General features: G+C 47.4%; 18 protein-coding genes. 8 read left to right on the forward strand and 10 right to left on the reverse strand.

The genetic code is table 11. The features are described 5' to 3' along the window. Positions 1–27: 27 nt before the first annotated feature. Genes ACZ45G_RS23280 through ACZ45G_RS23290 form a run of 3 tightly spaced genes read right to left on the reverse strand, consistent with a single transcriptional unit; the run spans position 28 to position 3590 of the window. Complete coding sequence (locus ACZ45G_RS23280; RefSeq protein ID WP_464172902.1) at positions 28–1581, reverse strand: IS1380 family transposase; 1554 nt, start codon at positions 1579–1581, stop codon at positions 28–30. Next, positions 1532–3274, reverse strand: a complete 1743-nt coding sequence (locus ACZ45G_RS23285) for a cache domain-containing protein (RefSeq protein ID WP_464172903.1) — start codon at positions 3272–3274, stop codon at positions 1532–1534. Before ACZ45G_RS23285 ends, ACZ45G_RS23280 begins: the two co-directional genes overlap by 50 nt. Further along, positions 3258–3590, reverse strand: coding sequence for a hypothetical protein (locus tag ACZ45G_RS23290; protein ID WP_464172904.1), 333 nt, complete (start codon positions 3588–3590; stop codon positions 3258–3260). The genes ACZ45G_RS23285 and ACZ45G_RS23290 overlap by 17 nt, the downstream gene beginning before the upstream one ends. Before the next feature lie 289 nt (positions 3591–3879). Between ACZ45G_RS23290 and ACZ45G_RS23295 the strand changes: the two genes are divergently transcribed. Further along, positions 3880–5253, forward strand: a complete 1374-nt coding sequence (locus ACZ45G_RS23295) for an NAD(P)/FAD-dependent oxidoreductase (RefSeq protein WP_464172905.1) — start codon at positions 3880–3882, stop codon at positions 5251–5253. Positions 5254–5258: 5 nt separating this feature from the next. Here the strand turns inward: ACZ45G_RS23295 and queD are convergent, their stop codons facing one another. Further along, on the reverse strand, positions 5259–5645 hold the full coding sequence (gene queD, locus ACZ45G_RS23300; RefSeq protein ID WP_464172907.1) for a 6-carboxytetrahydropterin synthase QueD: 387 nt from the start codon (positions 5643–5645) through the stop codon (positions 5259–5261). Between the two features lie 20 nt (positions 5646–5665). After that, entirely contained in the window at positions 5666–6769 is a 1104-nt protein-coding gene (gene dnaJ / locus ACZ45G_RS23305) for a molecular chaperone DnaJ (protein ID WP_464172908.1), read from the reverse strand. A 124-nt stretch (positions 6770–6893) separates the two neighbouring features. Here dnaJ and ubiE point away from each other — a divergent pair, with 124 nt between their 5' ends. Then, entirely contained in the window at positions 6894–7595 is a 702-nt protein-coding gene (gene ubiE / locus ACZ45G_RS23310; protein ID WP_464172909.1) for a bifunctional demethylmenaquinone methyltransferase/2-methoxy-6-polyprenyl-1,4-benzoquinol methylase UbiE, read from the forward strand. 228 nt (positions 7596–7823) lie between these two features. After that, positions 7824–8486, forward strand: a complete 663-nt coding sequence (locus ACZ45G_RS23315) for a small multi-drug export protein (RefSeq protein ID WP_464172910.1) — start codon at positions 7824–7826, stop codon at positions 8484–8486. A 46-nt stretch (positions 8487–8532) separates the two neighbouring features. Here the strand turns inward: ACZ45G_RS23315 and nadB are convergent, their stop codons facing one another. The 5 genes from nadB to ACZ45G_RS23340 all read right to left on the reverse strand — a co-directional run bounded on the left by nadB (position 8533) and on the right by ACZ45G_RS23340 (position 13848). Beyond that, complete coding sequence (gene nadB / locus ACZ45G_RS23320; RefSeq protein WP_464172911.1) at positions 8533–10152, reverse strand: L-aspartate oxidase; 1620 nt, start codon at positions 10150–10152, stop codon at positions 8533–8535. Further along, positions 10149–10766: a TIGR04211 family SH3 domain-containing protein gene (locus tag ACZ45G_RS23325; RefSeq protein ID WP_464172912.1), complete on the reverse strand. Its 618-nt coding sequence runs from the start codon at positions 10764–10766 to the stop codon at positions 10149–10151. The genes nadB and ACZ45G_RS23325 overlap by 4 nt, the downstream gene beginning before the upstream one ends. Before the next feature lie 109 nt (positions 10767–10875). Beyond that, positions 10876–11610, reverse strand: coding sequence for a tRNA threonylcarbamoyladenosine dehydratase (locus ACZ45G_RS23330; protein WP_464172913.1), 735 nt, complete (start codon positions 11608–11610; stop codon positions 10876–10878). 9 nt (positions 11611–11619) lie between these two features. Beyond that, positions 11620–12432, reverse strand: coding sequence for a TatD family hydrolase (locus ACZ45G_RS23335; RefSeq protein WP_464172914.1), 813 nt, complete (start codon positions 12430–12432; stop codon positions 11620–11622). 12 nt (positions 12433–12444) lie between these two features. After that, the gene (locus ACZ45G_RS23340; RefSeq protein WP_464172915.1) at positions 12445–13848 is read right to left on the reverse strand and encodes an amidophosphoribosyltransferase; all 1404 of its coding nucleotides are present in this window, start codon (positions 13846–13848) and stop codon (positions 12445–12447) included. Positions 13849–14252: 404 nt separating this feature from the next. Between ACZ45G_RS23340 and ACZ45G_RS23345 the strand changes: the two genes are divergently transcribed. Genes ACZ45G_RS23345 through ACZ45G_RS23365 form a run of 5 tightly spaced genes read left to right on the forward strand, consistent with a single transcriptional unit; the run spans position 14253 to position 20127 of the window. Then, positions 14253–15245, forward strand: a complete 993-nt coding sequence (locus ACZ45G_RS23345; protein ID WP_464172917.1) for a BMP family protein — start codon at positions 14253–14255, stop codon at positions 15243–15245. A gap of 45 nt (positions 15246–15290) precedes the next feature. Continuing rightward, positions 15291–16853, forward strand: a complete 1563-nt coding sequence (locus tag ACZ45G_RS23350; RefSeq protein WP_464172918.1) for an ABC transporter ATP-binding protein — start codon at positions 15291–15293, stop codon at positions 16851–16853. Next, complete coding sequence (locus ACZ45G_RS23355; RefSeq protein ID WP_464172919.1) at positions 16843–17892, forward strand: ABC transporter permease; 1050 nt, start codon at positions 16843–16845, stop codon at positions 17890–17892. Before ACZ45G_RS23350 ends, ACZ45G_RS23355 begins: the two co-directional genes overlap by 11 nt. 4 nt (positions 17893–17896) lie before the next feature. After that, entirely contained in the window at positions 17897–18838 is a 942-nt protein-coding gene (locus ACZ45G_RS23360) for an ABC transporter permease (protein WP_464172920.1), read from the forward strand. Between the two features lie 2 nt (positions 18839–18840). Beyond that, entirely contained in the window at positions 18841–20127 is a 1287-nt protein-coding gene (locus ACZ45G_RS23365) for a cytosine deaminase (RefSeq protein WP_464172921.1), read from the forward strand. The last annotated feature ends 21 nt before the right edge of the window (positions 20128–20148 follow it).

The following is a 20148-nucleotide window of genomic DNA, read 5'->3' on the forward strand; positions in this document are numbered from 1 at the left end:
TTTCTAACATGTTTTTTTCATCTGCCCTTATCCTGGTGGAGCCCAAGCTCCATTGAGTTTTGCTATTCTTCTGCGTGCCTCAACAAAAAGGTCATATGCCGGATGGCCTTGAGATAAACGCAGAATCAAACGGCGTGAATGGGTAATCACTCTGCCCGGTATATTGATGACGGAGTACCTGATGGCTTTCATTCGTTTAACTGCCATAATGGGAGCCAAGGCCAAGTTTTTCATCATTGCGTTCAAATTCAAGGAGATTATCATCATCCACCACCAGGCGGCATTTACACCGAAATCAGAAGATGGAAATTTTCCTCCGGCTAAATCATCTTTCATTACGGCATGGATCTCTTCACTTTTTCCACATCGCTCATGAAGCCAGTGAATTATGGTTTCTCCTTTCATGTCGGTGTATTTGATGTTGGTCACGACCCCGAAAACCTTGTACTTTTTTTCTTGCATTTCCATTGTAGGGAAAGGAAACTCTAACTGTTTGGGTCCTTCTATGCCCGGCAAAGGCGGTTGCTCCTCAAGGCGTTGCCGTTTGGCAATATACCGGTATGTAGGCGTATCTTTACTATGGCATAATTCATTGGGAACAAAGCACACTTCTGCCCATTCACTGCCGGTTTTTATTTTGACCCCCTTTTCGTTTTTATGAATCGGTCTCCATTCAAGATCCGGAACTTGAACCACAGCTGTTTTGAATGCTGTAGTTACATTACATCCGATTGCGAATTCTATCCTGCCGAAGCGTTCGTTTTCACCTATTTCACAGTACTTTAATAATTCATGCTGATATCCAGCCGTGTCTGATCTGAGTTTTACCTTTTTTACATTTTCCGGGAGGCAGGCCAAAGCTTCCTTGAATATTTTGAGTTGTTCATACCCGGCAGGTACATTGCCATCACGAAATTCCGTGTGCAGAATAATGCCTTGTTCATGCCACCAAACATTCAACGGCTGATAGGATTTAAATCCTTTATAACAATAGCGAGCAGCCTTTTTCATGGTCTCGGCCAGAGTCGCATCCATATCAAGGGTCGCTGTTGTTTGAGGCTTTGCCTTGTTCAACCCAGCACACATATCTTTATTGATTTCCCGAAGCCCTTTCAGATGTTCATTGTGTCTGGGGATAAACGCTTTAACATCTGAAGACAAACGAAGTTCCTCCTGTTTTGCATCATGAAATTTGGATAAATATCTGAAGACCGCAGAGGGTGACGGCACCGAGCGTTTTTTCTCTTTGCGCCACCGTCTTTCCAAAGCCCTCCGCACTTTACGTTTCAGCCCGTGTATTTCTGTTTTGTCCAGTATTGCGCAAAATCCTTGATCAGCTTCCAGAATTTTTAAATCATCAACACAATCACCGCCAGCCAAATTCAGCAATACTATCGCCAGCACAACCTGAGTGTCTGTCCAGCCTTGAGAGCCTGTTCTTATCTTTAAGTGCTTTTGAATGGATTTAGACAAGCCAATCACTTCAGCCAAGTCGAGATACAGTGGTAACCCCGCCAGGGCTGTCATCCCGCTATTTGATTTTTCTTCTTCGTACTTGAATGGTAATACGCCTTGTGTCATACTCTGTTTCACCCCGTTGATGATAGGTTTTTGGTCGCACAAACACTCTATCGGCTTGATCCATCAAGCGCAACGGGGTTTTTCTTTTTTTAGGCGGTGGATTGGGGTTTATTGCCAGAACAACATTCTGGCCTTGAGTTGAGATGGACAGGTCAATCAGGCGGTGAAAATTTTTGTTCCTGGCGGTTGCCTTTTTTTCGATGATGGCATCCTTGGCATTGGAGATAATATTGACCAGCACATGGACAAATTCGTTTTCATACCCAAAGACAAAAAATGGTTGTGCCTCTGCATCCTTATTCATCTGAAGGGTGATGGCGTTTTGTTTTAACTGGGGCCGGATGAGTTTTACAGCACTGTGGATGGATTCCTGGACGTCAAAGGCCTGCTTTTTCTTGGACGGCCGAAAGTATTGTCTGAAATCATTAATGGTTCTTGACATGAATTGTATCTGGGAATCGGATTCTCTGACCAGCTTTTCCACAAATTCCTTTGAGAGCATATTATTATGGAAAGCTGGCGGAAGACTGGCAATATAGGTGGACAAAACGTTCAGGGGCTGCCGCCATTGATGGGCAATGGAACTGAGCATTTCCCCCATGGCAGCCATTTTCTGGGCCTGGCGAAGGTGCTGCTCGGCTTCTGCCCGTTTTGAAATGTCCCAGATGCTGTAAAGGGTCACAAGTTCCGAGTCAAGACGAAGGGTCTTAAGCCCCACTTCTGCCGGGAATTCCGTGCCGTCGGATCTTTTGAATGCCCATTCAAAGATATCCTGCCCCCCGGCCACCAGGTTTTCAATGATAAGATCAAATTTTATTTTACTTTCCCGGCCGTCCTGCTGAATGGCAGGAGACAGATCCAGCATTGTTTTGCCGATAATCTGTTCATGATCCAGGCCGAACATGTCCATGGCTTTTTTATTGCACTCGATATAGGCGAGCCGCTGACTGAGCATGATGGCATTGGTGGCCACGTCAAACAGGGTCTGATACCGGGTTTCAATTTCCTTCCTGCGGATAATCTCCCCTTTTAAATCCTCGCTCTTACCCTGCAAAAGCTGCTGGTGCTGCTGGACAATCGCTTCGAACCTGCGCTTTGATATGGAAAGAATCAACGCGCTGAAAAAAATGACGCAAAGCAGCAGTATGGACAATATCCCCAGGATTTTAAATACCCGCCCCATGGCAAATAGCATGGCCGTGTTCTTGGCAAGCAGATGGGCTTCCTTTTTGTTTGCGGTGGTACACAGATACCAGCCGGTATTTACGAGTCGCTGAAATGAAAGGATCTTTTCTTTACCGCCAAAATTATAATAATAGGACCCGGACCCTGCTGCCTTAAAAAAATCAAGAACCGTTTCCAGACTTTTGTCGGAATCCTGGATTTTTGTCGTCATTAACAGCTGCTGCTCCGGATGAACCAGAATCGTTCCATAACTGTCAATGATAAAGGTATATCCGGAAGTACCTATTTTTACATTCATCATCTCCTTTTCCAGGGTGGTCAAAATGATATCGGAACTGATGACACCGGCAAACGAATGGTTCACCACCAATGGATTGACAATGGCAATGACAAGCTTGTTGGTTGTCAGATCGACATAAGGAGTTGTAAAGGTAATTTTATTATCCTGGACAGCCTTTTTGTACCAGGGACGAATACGTGGATCATATCCTTTAGTCAGCGCCGTCAATCATGGTGCCGTCTTTTAATCCGATATACACATCGGAAAAATTGCCGGCATGGAGTGCCATTTTCAAAAGCCTCAGGGTTTCAGGATTATCGGCAATGGGAATTTGCTCAACCGCTTTTGCGGTGGCTTTAATAATATTCAGGTGTTGCGCCAGCCACAGATCAACGGTTTTTGCGGCTTCTGCCGCGATGCTCTGCTGGTAATTTTCAATTGTTTTTTCGGTAATGGTTCGGGAGCTGTTATAGGTCACGCCGATCAAGGTCAGAATAATCACCAATAGAACGGTCATCACGATGTAATTGGTTTTAAGATTCATTTAAAAAAGAAATCTCAAGGGCAAGGCCTCTTTTTTAAGGTGATCCATATATTTTACTGCATTGATAATCCTAGACACAATTTCCATCATCCCAATACCCTAATATGGTACGAACCATTTGTAAAATAAAAAAATCAATCAAAATCAACCGATCCTATCAATAGTCGCTCTGGCACCAATCACCGCTTGAATATAAATGGCGCTTCCCAATAAAAATAACTTGATACTATCTCAAATACGGTTAGTATTAAAAGTTGTCTATAAATCAAAAAAATCAAGGTGACTTCTGATGTATGATGTAATTATCGTAGGCGGTGGGCCTGCAGGTCTTTTTGCGGCTTATCATTTAAAAGAACACTCAAACCTTTCGGTCCTTTTGATCGAAAAGGGACGAGATTCCCTGAAACGAAAATGCCCCAACCACCATCTTCAAAAATGTTTTCAATGCGATCCCTGCAACATTCTGGCAGGGATTGGGGGAGCGGGTCTCCACTCCGACGGAAAACTCAATTTCATCCCCCGCCTTGGCAAAACAGACCTGACCCAGTTTATGCCCTTGAGTTCGGCCCAGGAACTCATTGATGAGACAGAAACAATCTTTACCCGATTTAAAATGGACGGGCCCATCTACCCCACCAATATGGAAGCGGCAAAACAGATCCGAAAAGAGGCCAAACGGTTTGGAATCAACCTGCTTTTGATCAAGCAAAAACACCTGGGCAGTGACAACCTCCCCGGATATATTGCAGGAATGGCAACTCACTTAAAGTCCAAAGGCCTTGAAATCAAAACAAGTGAAGACGTAATTGATATTGTTGAACAGGAGGGTCAGGTCCAGGGGGTCATTACGAACAAGGGGGAGTACAAGGCCCCCAATGTCATCCTGGCCCCGGGCAGAATCGGCGCCCACTGGATGGCTTCCATTGCCCAGAAACACGGCATCAGCGTAAGCCAGCGGGGTATTGAGGTGGGGATCCGGGTGGAGGTCCACAATGACATCATGGATGATTTGTGCAATGTCATCTATGATCCCACTTTTTTCATTCAGACCAACACCTATGATGACCAGACCCGAACCTTTTGTACCAACCAGGGAGGATTTATCTCCCTTGAAAACTACAAGGATTTTGTCTGTGTCAACGGCCATGCCTATTCGGGCAAAAAATCTTCCAACACCAATTTTGCATTTCTTTCAAAGGTGATCCTGACGGAACCTGTGACAGACAACCAGGCCTATGGAGAGTCCATCGGCCGGCTTGCCACCATCATCGGCGGGGGAAAGCCGATTCTCCAAAGATTCGGGGATCTAAAGCGGGGACGTCGCTCCACATGGAACCGGATTCACAAGGGCTATATTGAACCCACCATGACCAATGTGGTGTGCGGGGACATTGCCATGGCCCTTCCCGAACGGATTCTCACCAACCTCACTGAAGGGCTTGAGACCTTAAACTGTGTGGTACCAGGAGTTTCCAACGATGAAACCCTGCTCTATGCCCCCGAGATCAAATTCTTTGCCACCCAGGTTGAAACCGACAATTATCTGGAAACCAGTATAAAGGGGATGTATGTGGCAGGGGATGGACCCGGAGTGGCCGGCAATATTGTATCGGCAGCAGCCACCGGACTGATACCGGCCAAGCGGATCATCGAACTTCAATAATAGCCTTATTCATCGGGAATATAAGTGGCGCAGGAATTCTCGGATTCCCATGCCATGACCCGGGATACGGTAAGACTCGTATCCAGGCTCTCCCCAAGGAGGGCCTGGACTTTTTGAGCAATATAAACGGCAATACGTTCAGAGGTTGGCTGCTGATCCTTAAAGGCGGGAAGTTCATTGAGAAACCGATGATCCAGTTCCTTGTCCACTACCTGGCGCACGGCCCGTTTAATATCTCCAAAATCAGCCAGGACACCGGCTGAATTAAGTTCCTTTCCTGTAACACAGACTTCCACCTGCCAGTTATGGCCATGAAGATTTTCACATTTATGCCCCACCATGGTGAGTTGATGGGCACCTGCAAAATGGGTTTTCACCTTTAGCTCAAACATATTACCGCCTTAATTGATCATTACAGATTCTTAAATAGATTTTTTAATTTGTTTGATATTTTATTTGAGTCCAGTTTGTCAAACTTTTTTAACAGCTCTTTTTGTTTCTGGCTCAATTTTGTGGGGGTCTTGATAATCACTTTTATAATCTGGTCTCCCCGTCGTCCGGTTCGAAGGGAGGCAATCCCCTCGCCCCGCAGCTTAAAACTATCCCCGTACTGGGTTCCCTTGGGAATCTTGAATTGTTCTTCACCCACCAGGGTGGGGATGGTAATCTCATCCCCCAGAGCTGCCTGGATAAATGAGATATCAATAGCACAGATAATATCGGTGTGATCCCGCTGGAAAAACTTATGGGGATTCACATTGATCACCACATATAAATCTCCGGGAGGGCCGTCTGGAGAGGGAGATCCCTCACCTTCGCCTGTCAGGCGCAGTTTGGAGCCCACATCAACTCCAGCCGGAATCTTGACCTGAACCTTCCGGGTAACCTCAACCCTTCCAGCCCCCCGGCATTTGGCACAGGGGTTGGAAATCATGGTCCCTCTGCCACGGCAATAGGGGCAGGAGGTCTTGACCTTGAAAAATCCCTGGCTCTGGATAAACTGGCCCGTACCATGACAATGGGAACAGGTCTCGGGACTTGTTCCCGACGCACACCCAGACCCCTCACATTCCGTGCAGGTATCCATTTTGGGAATGGAAATAGTTTTTTCCGTACCAAAGGCGGCTTCCATAAAATCAATGGACATATTATAACGAAGATCCGAACCTTTCTGGACCCGACTTCCCCGTCCTCCCTGGTTGCCGCCAAACCCGAAAAAGTCTTCAAAGATATCACCGAAACTGGAAAAGATATCTTCAAACCCGCTGGGGCCTGAATGCCCGGAACCTTCCAGCCCTTGGTGACCGAACTGGTCGTAGATTTGACGTTTATTGTCATCGCTCAGCACTTCATAGGCTTCAGACGCTTCCTTAAATTTATCTTCAGCTGCTTTATTGTCTGGATTTTTATCCGGATGATATTTAATCGCCTGCTTTCGATAGGCTTTTTTCAACTCCGGCTTTCCTGCATCCCTGGCAACCCCAAGAATCTCATAATAGTCACGTTTATCAGTCATATTCTACCCAATCATCCCAAGCGTTATGGCGCATTTATATTTGTAATATTGGTTCTAGTATGGTATTTTCCCTACCTGTTCTGGCAAATATAATATATTAACTCAGAAATTCAGGTTGTCAACGATGAATGAAGAACTTGATTTTGTCAAAGAGATGTTTGACAAAATATCCCCTAGATATGACTTTTTAAACCGCTTGCTCAGTTTTCGACAGGACATCTTCTGGCGAAGCCAAATGGTGCGTGCGGCAAAACTTGCATCAGGCAGTCGGGTCATGGATGTAGCCTGCGGCACCTGTGATGTGGCCCTTGAGATCAGTGCACAGTTAAGGGGCCGGGTAAAAATTTTCGGTATCGATTTTTCCCCTGGCATGCTCTCCCTTGGCCGTCAAAAGCTGGTGCTCAAAGAAAATACCACCATTGATCTTTTAAACGCGGATGCACTCCATCTCCCCTTTAAACCAGACAAATTTGATGCCGTTTTTATTGCCTTTGGTATCCGGAATATCATGGACCGCAAAGGGGCTATCCGCCAATTTTACAAGATTCTGAAAAAAGAGGGAAGACTTGTGGTACTGGAATTGACCACTCCTGAAAAAGGCTTTTTCCGTCGGATCTATCTGGGATATTTTAAACGCGTTCTTCCCTTGATCGGTTCTTTTTTTTCCAAACACAATAATGCCTATAGCTACCTGCCCGAATCTGTATTGAATTTTCCAGATCCTGTTTCCTTTTCAAAAATAATGAAAACCGCAGGGTTTGAGAAGATCCGATTCAAGCAAATGACCTTTGGTATAGTCACCTTATTTGTGGGAACCAAAAAATAAATATACGTATCCCCATTACCTGATTTTGTAATAAAAACGTAATACTCATACCAAGATTTTACAAAGGTTTAATGCCTGACAGGCATTCCGGGGGGTATCTTTGGGAACGCTCCCCACAACTTTGGGTGACACCTAATTTCTTGACAATCTTTATGGCTTATTTTATAAATTCTTTGCTTAATGAACAATTGGAATCTTCCCCATTACAATTATGGTTGCCAGGCACAAATGAGACAAAAATTATTTCAAACCGTTGAAGGCAAATTGCTTTTAGCAGGTATCATACTGACCTTGGTGCTTGTCACCTTTCTTGGAATTTACGGATTTATAGACTTTAGTACAACCAAAATACTTTTTTTTGTATTTATAACCCATCTTGTGGGTAGCCGTGCCGGCGGCATCGGGCTGTGCATCCTCAACGGATTCAGCCCCTTCACAACCATTGCCTATAACTTTTATGTCGAAGTTTTGATTGTCTGTTTTACCTATTCAGGATTTGTCCTCAGCACCACCAACTACCTGAAAATTGAATGGATCAATCGCTTCATGAACCAACTGGCCCTGAAAGCTCTGGAACAAAAAGAAAAAATTCAATCCTATGGATGGATCGGCATTTTTCTCTTTGTCATGGCCCCCCTGCCAGTGACGGGGCCTGTGGTGGGATCCATCATCGGCTACATGCTCAGGATGGGGCTTTTAAGAACGTTCACCGCCACAGCCCTTGGAACCCTGACCGCCAATATTGCCTGGTGTTACGGCTTTGAATTTTTAGAACAGCGTTTCCACATGATCCAATATGTATTCGGCGCCATTGTTGTTATTGTGATGATCCCCTATTTAAAGCAGATCAAAAAATTTATTGCGGAATATAGAAAAGGGGAGACCAAATAGGGAAAAGACACCAAACACCCGGTTTCTAACTGCCTAAAGTCGCTGATTAGAATGTTTTTTTAAGAATCGTGTGTTGAAGCCAGTTTAAATCGTCTCTGTCCGGGTATCCAATATTATAGTGGAGTCCCCGGCTTTCTTTCCGAATCAGGGCGGACTGAATGATCAATTCAGCTAGTGTGGCCAGGTTCCTCAGTTCAATCAGATCGGCCGTCACCTTAAAATCCCAATAGTATTCATTGATCTCCTGCTGGATATTCTCAATCCTTCGTTTGGCCCTCTGTAACCGTTTGTCAGACCGGACAATCCCCACATAATTCCACATGAGCCGCCGGATCTCATCCCAGTTGTGGGATACCACAATGGCTTCGTCACTGTCGGTTGTATTGGTTTCATCCCAGGGATCCAGGGTCACGGCGATCTTGTTGCCAATGGTCTTAAACTCTTCAAGGGAAGCTTTATAAGCATTGTGGGAATAAACCAGGGCTTCCAGCAATGAATTGGATGCCAGACGGTTGGCACCGTGAAGGCCTGTACAGGCGGTTTCCCCCACCGCATAAAGCCGCTGGACATCGGTTTTTCCGTTTAAATCCGTTGCCACCCCTCCGCACATGTAATGGGCAGCCGGCACCACGGGAATGGGGTCTTTTGTCATGTCGATGCCGTATTCCAGACACTTTGCATAGATATTGGGAAACCTTTGTTTGATAAAAGTGGCATCTTTATGGGAGATATCCAGAAAAACAGATTCTGCCCCTGTCTTTTTTAATTCATTGTCAATGGCCCTTGCCACAACGTCCCTGCAGGCAAGCTCCTTGTCCGGAGAATAGTCCTCCATGAACCTGCGCCCCTGTTCATCAATCAAAAAAGCCCCCTCTCCCCTCACCGCTTCTGAAATCAAAAAATTCTTGGCTTCGGGATGAAACAAACAGGTGGGATGAAACTGGACAAACTCAAGGTTGGCCACGGATGCACCGGCCCTGTAGGCCATTGCAATCCCATCCCCGGTGGCAATATCCGGATTGGAGGTATAAAGATATACCTTGCTGGCACCGCCTGTTGCAAGCAGGGTAATGCCCGAATAAAAGGTCTCGATTTCTCCGGTTTCATTGTTCAGGACATAGGCACCGCAACAGATATTCTCATTTTGGGTAACCACAAGACCATTTCTGACAATGGTGGAAAATGTAATCAGGTTAACGGCAATATGATCTTCCAGAATGGTAATGTTCTCATTTTCCTCAACCCTTGCCACCAGGGTATCCTCAATTTCCTTACCCGTAAGGTCCTGGGCAAACACAATCCGTTTAACAGAATGTCCCCCCTCCTGCCCCAAGGCAAAATCGCGTTCCCCATCACCGGCCATATTAAAGTGGGCACCCTGGTGGGCCAGTTCCATAATACGTTTGGGCCCATTTTCCACCACCATTTTTACCACCTCTTCTGTACAGAGGCCATCCCCTGCATCCAGGGTGTCTTGTATGTGGAGATCAAAGGAATCCAGCTCACTGAAAACCGCTGCGACGCCTCCCTGGGCAAGGGCTGTATTGCTTTTTTGAATTTTTTTCTTGGTTACAATGGTGACCTTACCAAAGGCTGCCACCTTTAATGCATAGCTGAGTCCAGCAATGCCGCTGCCGATCACTAAAAAATCAGTTTTTTTTATCATAGCAAGGAACTTCTTTTCTTTTTACGGGTACTCAATCCAATAATTAATCCCACAATAAAGACTCCGGCACCGCTGAGGAACCATAATTTTTCTTCATTGTTCATATTTTTTTCAAGGGTGAGGATCTGATCCTTCTGATCCTGGGACTCTCGGGCAAGGGTCTTGTAGCTGTCGCTGAGCTTTAAAAAATCAGCGGATGCCTGCTCAAGCTTTTTATATTTTTCCTCGATATCCCCCAGAAACTCATTTTTTTCAGCCAGGGCCCTTTTTTTTTCCTCTGTCTGCTCAAGGACGGCCACAAGTCTTTGATTTTCAGCCTGCAATTGTTTTACCAGCAGGGTTTGGGGAACTTTTTCGGTAAGGAACCGTGACAGCACCCATCCGGTCTTATTGTCCTGGGTCTTCACATGGGACCAATCTTTCTGGTACTCAATGGTCTCAAGCTTTGAGCCGGAGGTGAGCATGGCAACAATCTTGTGATCAACCCCCGGGCCCGTCCGCATGGTTATCTTTGTAATACCGGTGACATATATATCCTTGGCTAACAAAGGGCCTGTGCACACCAGTCCCAGAAGACAAATGGCAGCCAGAAATTTCATTATTTTCATATTCATTGATTCTCCCTTATGGTTATCTTTTTCTTAGGTCTATCCATTATCACTGGATATTCCCTTTATCAAGTCCCTTTATAATATTCATATTGATTTTAAATATTAAATCCGATCATATCCGGGTGATAATTTTAATGGCCTCGGCTGCCATGTTAAGACCAAAGACCCCTGGCACCCAGGGAATGGTGCCAATGGGAGGCCGGGGCCGGCCATGACTTGCAAGGGCATCCACTGCATCTTCCTGCGGGCAGGGCAATTTGTTCAAGGCCTTTTCAATGGAATAAACGCAGGTAACCCCTTCATAGACTCCCCGGCGATGAAGCCGCTGGCGCACCACCCGGGCCAGTGGGCAGACACAGGTCTGGGCGAGGTCCCCTGTTTTGATCATGGAGATATCCATCTTTCCTGCGGCCCCCATGCTCGAAACCACGGGCACCCCCATGGTGACAGCGCCAAAAATCAGGTTGACCTTTGAATTAAGCCCGTCAATGGCATCCACCACCACATCAATATCCCGGGATAAAAGATCAATTAAACTGTCGGCATTGACAAAGGTGTCGTGGATATCCACCTCACAAAGGGGATTGATATCCAAAACCCTCGCCTGGGCAAGCCTGGCTTTTTCCCGGCCGATGGTGGAATGCAGGGCATAGAGCTGGCGGTTGATATTGGAGGCGTCCACCCGGTCAAAATCCACCAGACGCAAAGACCCTACCCCTGACCTTGCCAGGGCTTCGGTGGCAAATGACCCCACCGCCCCCAAACCAAATACAGCCACCCGGGCTTTTTTAATTTTCTCCAGGGCTGCCTGGCCCAACAACTGTTCTGTGCGGACAAACTGATTCATGGGATTTCTTTATATCTCCTTTTGGGCAATTTTTTGGGGCAAAATAGGTCTAAACAGGGTTAAGCTGTTATGATAGGCTTGGGCTGCAAATTCTTCAAACCCCATATTCACTCTTCGGGCAGCAATTTGTGCAATGGCCGGCAAATTTTTGGGTTCATTTAATGTGTTTCCCGGAGGATCTGAAAGGCTCGGATAGATATCCGGAGCATCGGTCTCAATCACAAGCCTCTGGCTTGAGACTGCCCCCAAAGCCCTGACCACCTTTTTGGCATTGGGCCGGGTCACAGACCCTGAAAAAGAAATATACAAATTGTATCGTTCAAACAAGGGAATCATGTCTGCCGATCCGGAATAGGAATGAATCAGACCAGACGATTTTAAGGGGCCAAATTTTTTCAGCAGATGGATAAAGGTATCCCAGGCCTTGCGGATATGAATATTTATAGGTCTTTCAAGTTCCCTTGCCAGGGCCAGGTGATGGGAAAAAACCCGGATCTGAAGATCCTGGTCCGCCCTCTTGTCCATAAAATCCAACCCGGTTTCACCGATACCCGATCGATGGGCAGTCAAAAAGGTTTCAAGCCACTGCTGCCAGTTTTCAGGCAGCGTGTCAACAAACCAGGGATGGATGCCAAAACAGGGAATTACCTGCCCATGGGTGCAAGCCAGCGCCGCTGTCCGGTCAAAATTTTGCGGCCTGGTGGCACAGGAAACCATATGGCGAACCCCGACTTCTTGGGCCCGGGCCACAATATTGGACAGGTCCGTGTAAATCCTTTCATCATGGAGATGGCAATGGGCATCAAAAAACAGAAGGGTCATCCTTCTTCCACCTTAATAATAACTGGATTTATCCCAGCAATGGGTGCACAATTTTTCCTTGGGAAGCCCTATGGCCGCCACCAGGTCTTCCAGTTTCTGATACCGGAGACTGGTCAACCCCAAGCGTTCCCCAATGTAGGCCACCATGGCCCGGTGTTTTTCAGATCCGTCAACAGCATATTCGGTCAAATCGATATCTTCGGTCCCTTCTATTCCGTAAATGGCCTTACGCCCGGCCAGGTCCAGGGTGGATCGGGAAGTTGAAAAATTTAAAAACTCACAGGGATGAATCAGGCAGGGGCAGGCAATACGCATGTGAACTTCTTTTGCCCCGTATTCGTAGAGGATTTGGGTATTATCCTGTAGCTGGGTTCCCCGGACCACGGAATCGTCACAAAAGAGAATCCGACGGTCCTGGATAATCTCCCTGATGGGAATAAGCTTCATCCGGGCCACAAGATCTCGCATGGACTGGTTCTGTGGCATGAAACTCCTGGGCCAGGTAGGCGTATATTTCACATAGGGCCGCATATAGGGCAATTTACTCTCATTGGCAAATCCAATGGCATGACCAATACCGGAATCAGGAATACCCGCCACAAGATCAACCGTTTCCGTCTCGTTCCGGGCCAGGGCCGCACCGCAATTATACCGGACCTGCTCCGTGTTGATGCCTTCATAAGAGGAAACCGGGTATCCGTAATAAACCCATAGAAAAGAGCAAACCTGCATTTTTTCCCCGGGTGCCTGAACTGTTTCCCTCCCCTCGGGGGTCATCAGGATAATTTCACCAGGTCCCAGATAATAGTCCACCTCAAACCCCAGATTCGAAAATGCACTGGATTCAGAACTGGCCGCAAAAGAATTCTCCCGTTTCCCAATAACAATGGGGGTTCTGCCAAGGCGGTCCCGAGCAGCAAAAATGCCCGATTTTGTCAACACCAGCATGGAGCAGGACCCCATAATATTATCCTGGGCATTTTTGATACCCTCTTCAAAGGAAGGGGCTTCACAGATCAGGGCGGCCACAAGCTCTGTGGGATTGATATCTCCCTGGCTTGTTTCCGAAAAATGGACATTCCGGTCAAAGGCCTTTTTGGCCAGCTCTTCCAGATTAGCAATTCTCCCCACCATCACCAGGCCAAATGTTCCCAAATGGGAATGGAGAATAATGGGTTGGGAATCCGTATCCGAGATGACCCCAATCCCCATGTGACCGGTCAAGCCATCAATATCCGCTTCAAATTTTGACCTGAAATAGGCATTTTCAAGGCTGTGAATCGACCGTTGGAACCCATCCTTCCCAACTGTGGCAAGTCCCCCCCGCTTGGTTCCCAAATGGGATAAATAATCAGTTCCGTAAAAAAGTTCCTTATTACATGGTTTGGTTGCTACACATCCGAAAAAACCGCCCATGGTGATTCCCTTCCTCATTTATTAAGATTAATTTTGTTGGGCCTTGCCTGTTGCAATTGCTTAGCCTGCCTTCATTTTACAAGTACCAATATTTTCATATCCGTGTAAAGAAATTTCAGAATTCAGTCCAGGCCGTCAATCCCCTTCTTTTAATCCCACTGTTTTACAAAAAAGTTATTTTCCCTCCCTTAAACTTACAAAATAGTTATTTTCCGTTTCTATTATCAATTTGCTTTGGTTGTATTTTGATCCGTAACATGGTAGTTTCCGCTCACAAAATCAACTTTGGTTCAGGTGGTCTCTTTCTTGCTTTCATATAATTTAAATACAACGAGAATGAACGCTCCATCAAAACCAAATAACCTATTTTTTTATTAACCACTATTTTTTAAAAAGGATCATTTATGAAACGCTTATCTATTGTTGCCAGCATCCTGCTTTTGGGTGTGACTCTTTTTGGGGCAAGTGCCTTTGCCTCACAAAAGATTAAGGTTGCCGGTATCTATACCCAGCCCATCCAGCAAAAATGGGATGCGTGTCTTCACAAGGCTCTCCAAAAGGCTGCCGATGAAGGAAAAATCGAATATGTGTATTCGGAAAAAGTGTCCAACACAGATTATATCCGGGTGCTTCGGGAATATTCTGAAAAGGGCGTCAACCTGATTGTAGGCGAGGCATTCGGCATCTCCCGTGATGTCAGAAAAGTGGCAAAGGACTACCCGAAAGTGGCCTATCTAATGGGAGATACCTTTGGACCTTCCGACCCCAATCTCTCGGTCTTTGACAACTATATCCATGAGCCTTGTTACCTCATGGGCATGATCGCAGGCAAGATGACCCGGACAAATAAAATCGGAATGGTGGGCGGATATCCCATTGGTGAGGTGAACCGGCTGTTCAATGCCTTCATGGCAGGGGCAAAATCAATCAACCCTGCGGTTAAGTTCAAAGTTTCTTTCATCGGCGCCTGGTATGATCCGCCAAAGGCAAAGGAATTTGCCTATGCCCAGGTGGAGTCCGGGGTTGATATCCTCTATGCAGAACGGGCCGGCGTTGTGGATGCGGCCCGGGAAAAGGGAATCCTTGCCTTTGGTAATGTAAATGATATGAACAAAGAAGAGAATGGAACGGATATCGTTGTAGCATCTGCGCTATGGAATATGGACAGCGCTGTGAATGAAGCAATTTCCCTTGTCAAGCAGGGCAAATTTACCGCCCAGGATTACAAAGAATGGACCATGATGGGCAAAGGCGGTGCCTCCCTGTCTCCCTTCTACGAATTTGAAACTAGAATACCCGCTGAGATCAAAGTTAAAGTTATGGAAGCCCAAGAGGCCATTAAACAAGGTTCACTTGCCGTCAAGATCAACGATGAAGAGCCCAAATCAACCTTCTAAACATAAAAGAAATATAAAGAACTGTGGTCCCCTGCCAGGGACCACATGTTTCATTTTCCCATGACACACGCCATACTTAAATTATCCGGCATCACCAAACAATTCGGTTCAGTTGTTGCCAATGAAAACATCTCTTTTTCCCTGGAAAAGGGTGAGATTATTGCACTTCTGGGTGAAAATGGTGCCGGAAAGACCACCCTGATGTCCATATTATTTGGCCACTATGTTGCCGATGACGGAACAATTGAGGTGTTTGGAAAAAACCTTACCCCGGGTTCTCCCCGGGCTGCCCTGGAAGCAGGCGTGGGCATGGTGCATCAACACTTTACCCTTGCCGACAATATGAGTGTTCTGGATAATATCATGCTGGGTACCGAGTCCCTTGCAGCCTTTAAAAGCAACCGCAGGGGAGCCGAGAAAAAACTTAACCGGCTCATGGAACGCTTCGGGCTGACCATTAATCCCAAAGCGCTGGTTAAGGACCTTTCCGTGGGAGAGCAGCAGCGGGTTGAGATCTTAAAGGTGCTTTACCGGGATGCAAAGATACTCATCCTTGACGAACCCACTGCGGTGCTGACCCCCCAGGAATCAGACAAACTTTTTGAGACAATCGCCCAGCTGGTAAAAGAAGGGCTGAGTGTTATCTTTATTACCCACAAGATGCGGGAAGTAATGGCGGCCAGCCACCGGTGCATTGTGCTGCGCCAGGGCCGGGTTGTGTTTGAATCTCTGACAAAAGATACAAACCCCAACGCCCTTGCAAAGGCCATGGTGGGCGTTGAAATACCCCAGACGATCCGGCAAAGACAGCTCCCGGGCAACGAGGTGCTCGTTTTGAGGGGAATTACCCTGGTTAATGAAGGAAACGGCGAGGAAAAATCCATAAAAGATCTCAACCTTAGCCTTCGATCCAATGTGATCATCGGTATTGCCGGTGTTTCAGGAAATGGACAGTCACAACTTGCCGATATAATCTCAGGACTCATCAATACCTATGAAGGCAAAATTTTTCTTGATTCAAAAGAACTTAAAAACATAAGCCCCCGGCGAATGATTCAAGCGGGGGTGGGACGGATCCCCGATGATCGAAACGGGACCGGTCTTATCTGTGACATGACCGTCATGGAAAACATTACCAGTGATACCTATGGGGGGCATCCCTTTTCAAAACGAGGCTTTTTACAATTTAAGGCCATGGCAACCCGGGCAAAAAAACTGGTCAAAAAGTTTGATGTGCGCTGTCCTAACATAGATATACCGGTTCAAAAACTTTCCGGCGGCAATATGCAAAAACTGATACTGGCAAGAGAGCTTTCCGGATCTCCCAGAATAATTCTTGCCAATCAACCCACCTGGGGACTGGATGTGGGAGCTGCCGCCTATGTCCACACACAGCTTATGAAAGCAGCCGAACAAGGTGCCGGTATCATTCTTATCTCCGAGGATCTGGATGAACTTTTCCAGGTGGCAGACCAAATCCAGGTCATGTACCGTGGAAGACTATCAGATCCACAGGATGTGGATAGGGTTGACCGGGCAAAGCTGGGGCTCATCATGTCCGGCCAGTTTAGCGCCCATAATGGAGAAAAGAAAATAAATGAGACTTGAAGTTCGTGAAAATATCTCCGTGGTGAGGCTGACAGCAGCCCTTTTTATTGCCGTAGGGGTTTCCATGGCCATCTGCTCTGTTCTGATCATCTGGGGAGGCGCCTCCCCCATTGACGGATGGATGCTCATGATACAGGGCGCCCTGGGCTCTAAATTTGCAGTAAGTGAGACCCTCACACGGGCAACCCCCCTCATCTTTACCGGCCTTGCTGCAGCGGTTGCCTTCAGGGCAAAGCTGTGGAATATCGGGGCAGAGGGACAATTTTACATTGGCGCCTGCGTGGCCGTTCTTTTGGGAACAAGGGGAGAAATGCTTCCCCCCTTTGTCATGATCCCCTATCTCTTTTTCGCAGGCGCCCTTGCCGGCGGACTGTTTCTCCTTGTCCCCACCTTCCTGAAAACCCACCTTAATGTGGATGAAGTGGTCACCACCCTGCTGCTTAATTTTGTGGTTCTCTTATTTGTGAACTGGCTTGTTTTCGGACCCTGGAAGGATCCCATGTCCATGGGGTGGCCCCAGTCAGAACCGGTTCTTGATTCGGCCATACTGCCGATTCTCATGGCAAAGACACGGTTTCACCTGGGCTTTGTCATTGCTGTTTTATCTAGTGTTTTTGTATGGTGGTTCATGGCAAAAACCACCTGGGGTTTCGAAATAAGGGCGGTGGGATCCAGCATAAAGGCCAGCACCTTTGCAGGAATGCCGGTGAACAAAACCATCGTCCGCACCGCGCTGATCAGCGGTGGCCTTGCCGCAATGGCAGGCGTCAGTGAACTTTGCGGGGTAAAAGGCTATCTGACCACGGATCTTTCCCCTGGATTTGGCTACACCGGTATTGTGGTGGCCATGCTGGCTGGCCTGCATCCCCTGGGGGTGATTGCCTCTGCTCTTTTTGTGGCCATTATCTATATAGGCGCCGATTCCATGAGCCGGGCCATTAACATCTCAAACTATATTGCCGATGTGACCACTGCGGTGTCTCTTTTATCCGTGCTCGTTGCCGTATTTTTCACACGCTACCGGATAAAAAGGGGGTAACACCATGGATTTAATGGGATTTTTTCTTGAAACCGGTTTCTGGATGGCCTGCATCCGAATGGCAACCCCCCTTATATTTGGCACTCTGGGTGAACTTGTCTGTGAAAGAGCTGGAGTTGTAAACCTGGGGATCGAAGGCATCATGGCCGCAGGATGCATGGGAGGCTGGATGTGGGTGTATCTGGGGGGAAGCCTATGGGGAGGGATTGTTTTTGCCGCATTCGTCGGTGCCCTGTTCGGCCTTCTTCACTCTTTGTTCACGGTTTACCTGGGACTTTCCCAGCATGTAACAGGTCTTGGCATCACCATGCTGGGCAGCAGTCTGAGCGCCTATGTTTTCAGGATGCTGCTGCCCCATGCGACGACTCCGCCCAAAATCATCCCCTTCCAAACCCTGGATATCCCCTTTTTTAAAGATATTCCCTTTTTGGGACAGATTCTTTTCAGCCAGACGGCGCTGACCTACCTTGCCTTTGCCGCCATCATCATGGTGGCCTTTATCCTCTTTAAAACCCCATTGGGTCTTGCCCTTCGCATGGTGGGTGAAAACCCCCTGGCCGTGGAAGCCCAAGGGTTGTCCGTCTTTTATCTTCGAACCCTTGCCGTGTGTGCAGGTAGCGCCATGATGGCTGTTGGCGGGGCATTTTTGACCATGTCGGCCTTTGATGCCTATTATATCGGCATGGTAAACGGCCGGGGATGGATCTGCATCGCCCTTGTGGTGTTCTCCTCCTGGAAACCCTTTAAGGCCCTTGCCGGATGTCTTCTTTTTGCCGCTTTTGATGCCATCCAGATGCGGGTTCAGCAACAAGCCGGCATGGCCATCCCCTATCAGTTTTATCTCATGATGCCCTATATTTTTTCCATCATTGCCCTGATTATCATGTCCCGAAAGGCAGCCTACCCCAAAGCCTTGCTTATTCCATTTAGAAAAGGAGAGCGGTAATCATGTTGGACCTGCTGGTTATAAATGCACGACTCCACAACAAAAAAGAATTGATGCAAATCGCTTGCAAAGAGGGAAAAATCCTTGGGGTCTCCCCGCAAATAGACGCCAAGACCCTTCAAACCCAAACCCTTCAAACCATTGACGCCGAAGGATATTTTGTAACCCCTCCCTTTGTCGACAGCCATCTCCACCTGGACGGCACCCTTTCCCTGGGCCTGCCCCACTTAAACCAGAGCGGCACCCTTCTGGAGGGCATAAAAATATGGGGAGAGCTCAAACCCACCCTTACCCATGAAACCATTAAGGCCAGAGCCAAAAAACTGCTGCACTGGTCCATTGCAAAGGGCAACCTTGTCATTCGAAGCCACGTGGACACATCGGACCCGTGCCTTATGGCCGTTGATGTTCTCCTGGAACTTCGCCATGAAATGAAAGAGTTTATTGATCTCCAGCTGGTGGCCTTTCCCCAGAATGGTGTTCTGCGGTCAACGACCGGCATGGCAACGCTAACCTCCTCTTTGGACAAGGGGGTGGATGTGGTGGGGGGTATCCCCCATTTTGAGAGAACCATGGCAGACGGACAAACGTCGGTTCGCCTCCTGTGCGAACTTGCGGAACAAAGGGGCCTTATGGTGGACATGCATTGTGATGAATCCGATGACCCCCATTCCCGCCACATTGAAGCCCTTACCTTTGAGACCCAGCGCCTGGGACTCCAGGGTCGCGTGGCAGGCTCTCATCTCACCAGCATGCATTCCATGGACAACTATTATGTGTCCAAACTTTTGCCCCTCATGGCAGAGGCAAAGATGAACTGTATCTGCAATCCCCTTGTAAATATGAGTATCCAGGGACGTCATGATACCTACCCGAAAAGAAGAGGACTCATGCGGGTTCCAGAGCTTCTGGATGCAAGGATAAATGTCAGTCTCGGCCATGATGATGTCATGGACCCCTGGTACCCCATGGGAACCCATGATATGCTGGAAGTGGCCCACATGGGCGCCCATGCCCTGCACATGACAGGCATTGACCAGCAGGCCGCTTTATTTGACGCAATCACCGTTAACGGGGCAAAAACATTGAATCTTGAAAACTACGGTCTTGAACCGGGGTGCAATGCGGACATGGTGATCCTCCAGGCATCTTCCAAGCAGGAAGCGATCCGCCTTCGTCCCGCCAGACTATTTGTTATCCGGCGAGGAAAGATCATCAGCCGCATGGAAAAAGCCAAAGCCACCGTGACCATTGGTGCAGAAGATGTAACGGTTGATTTTTGTCCATAGACCCGATTTAAAATTATTTTT

This window comes from Desulfoconvexum algidum (genome assembly GCF_055382125.1).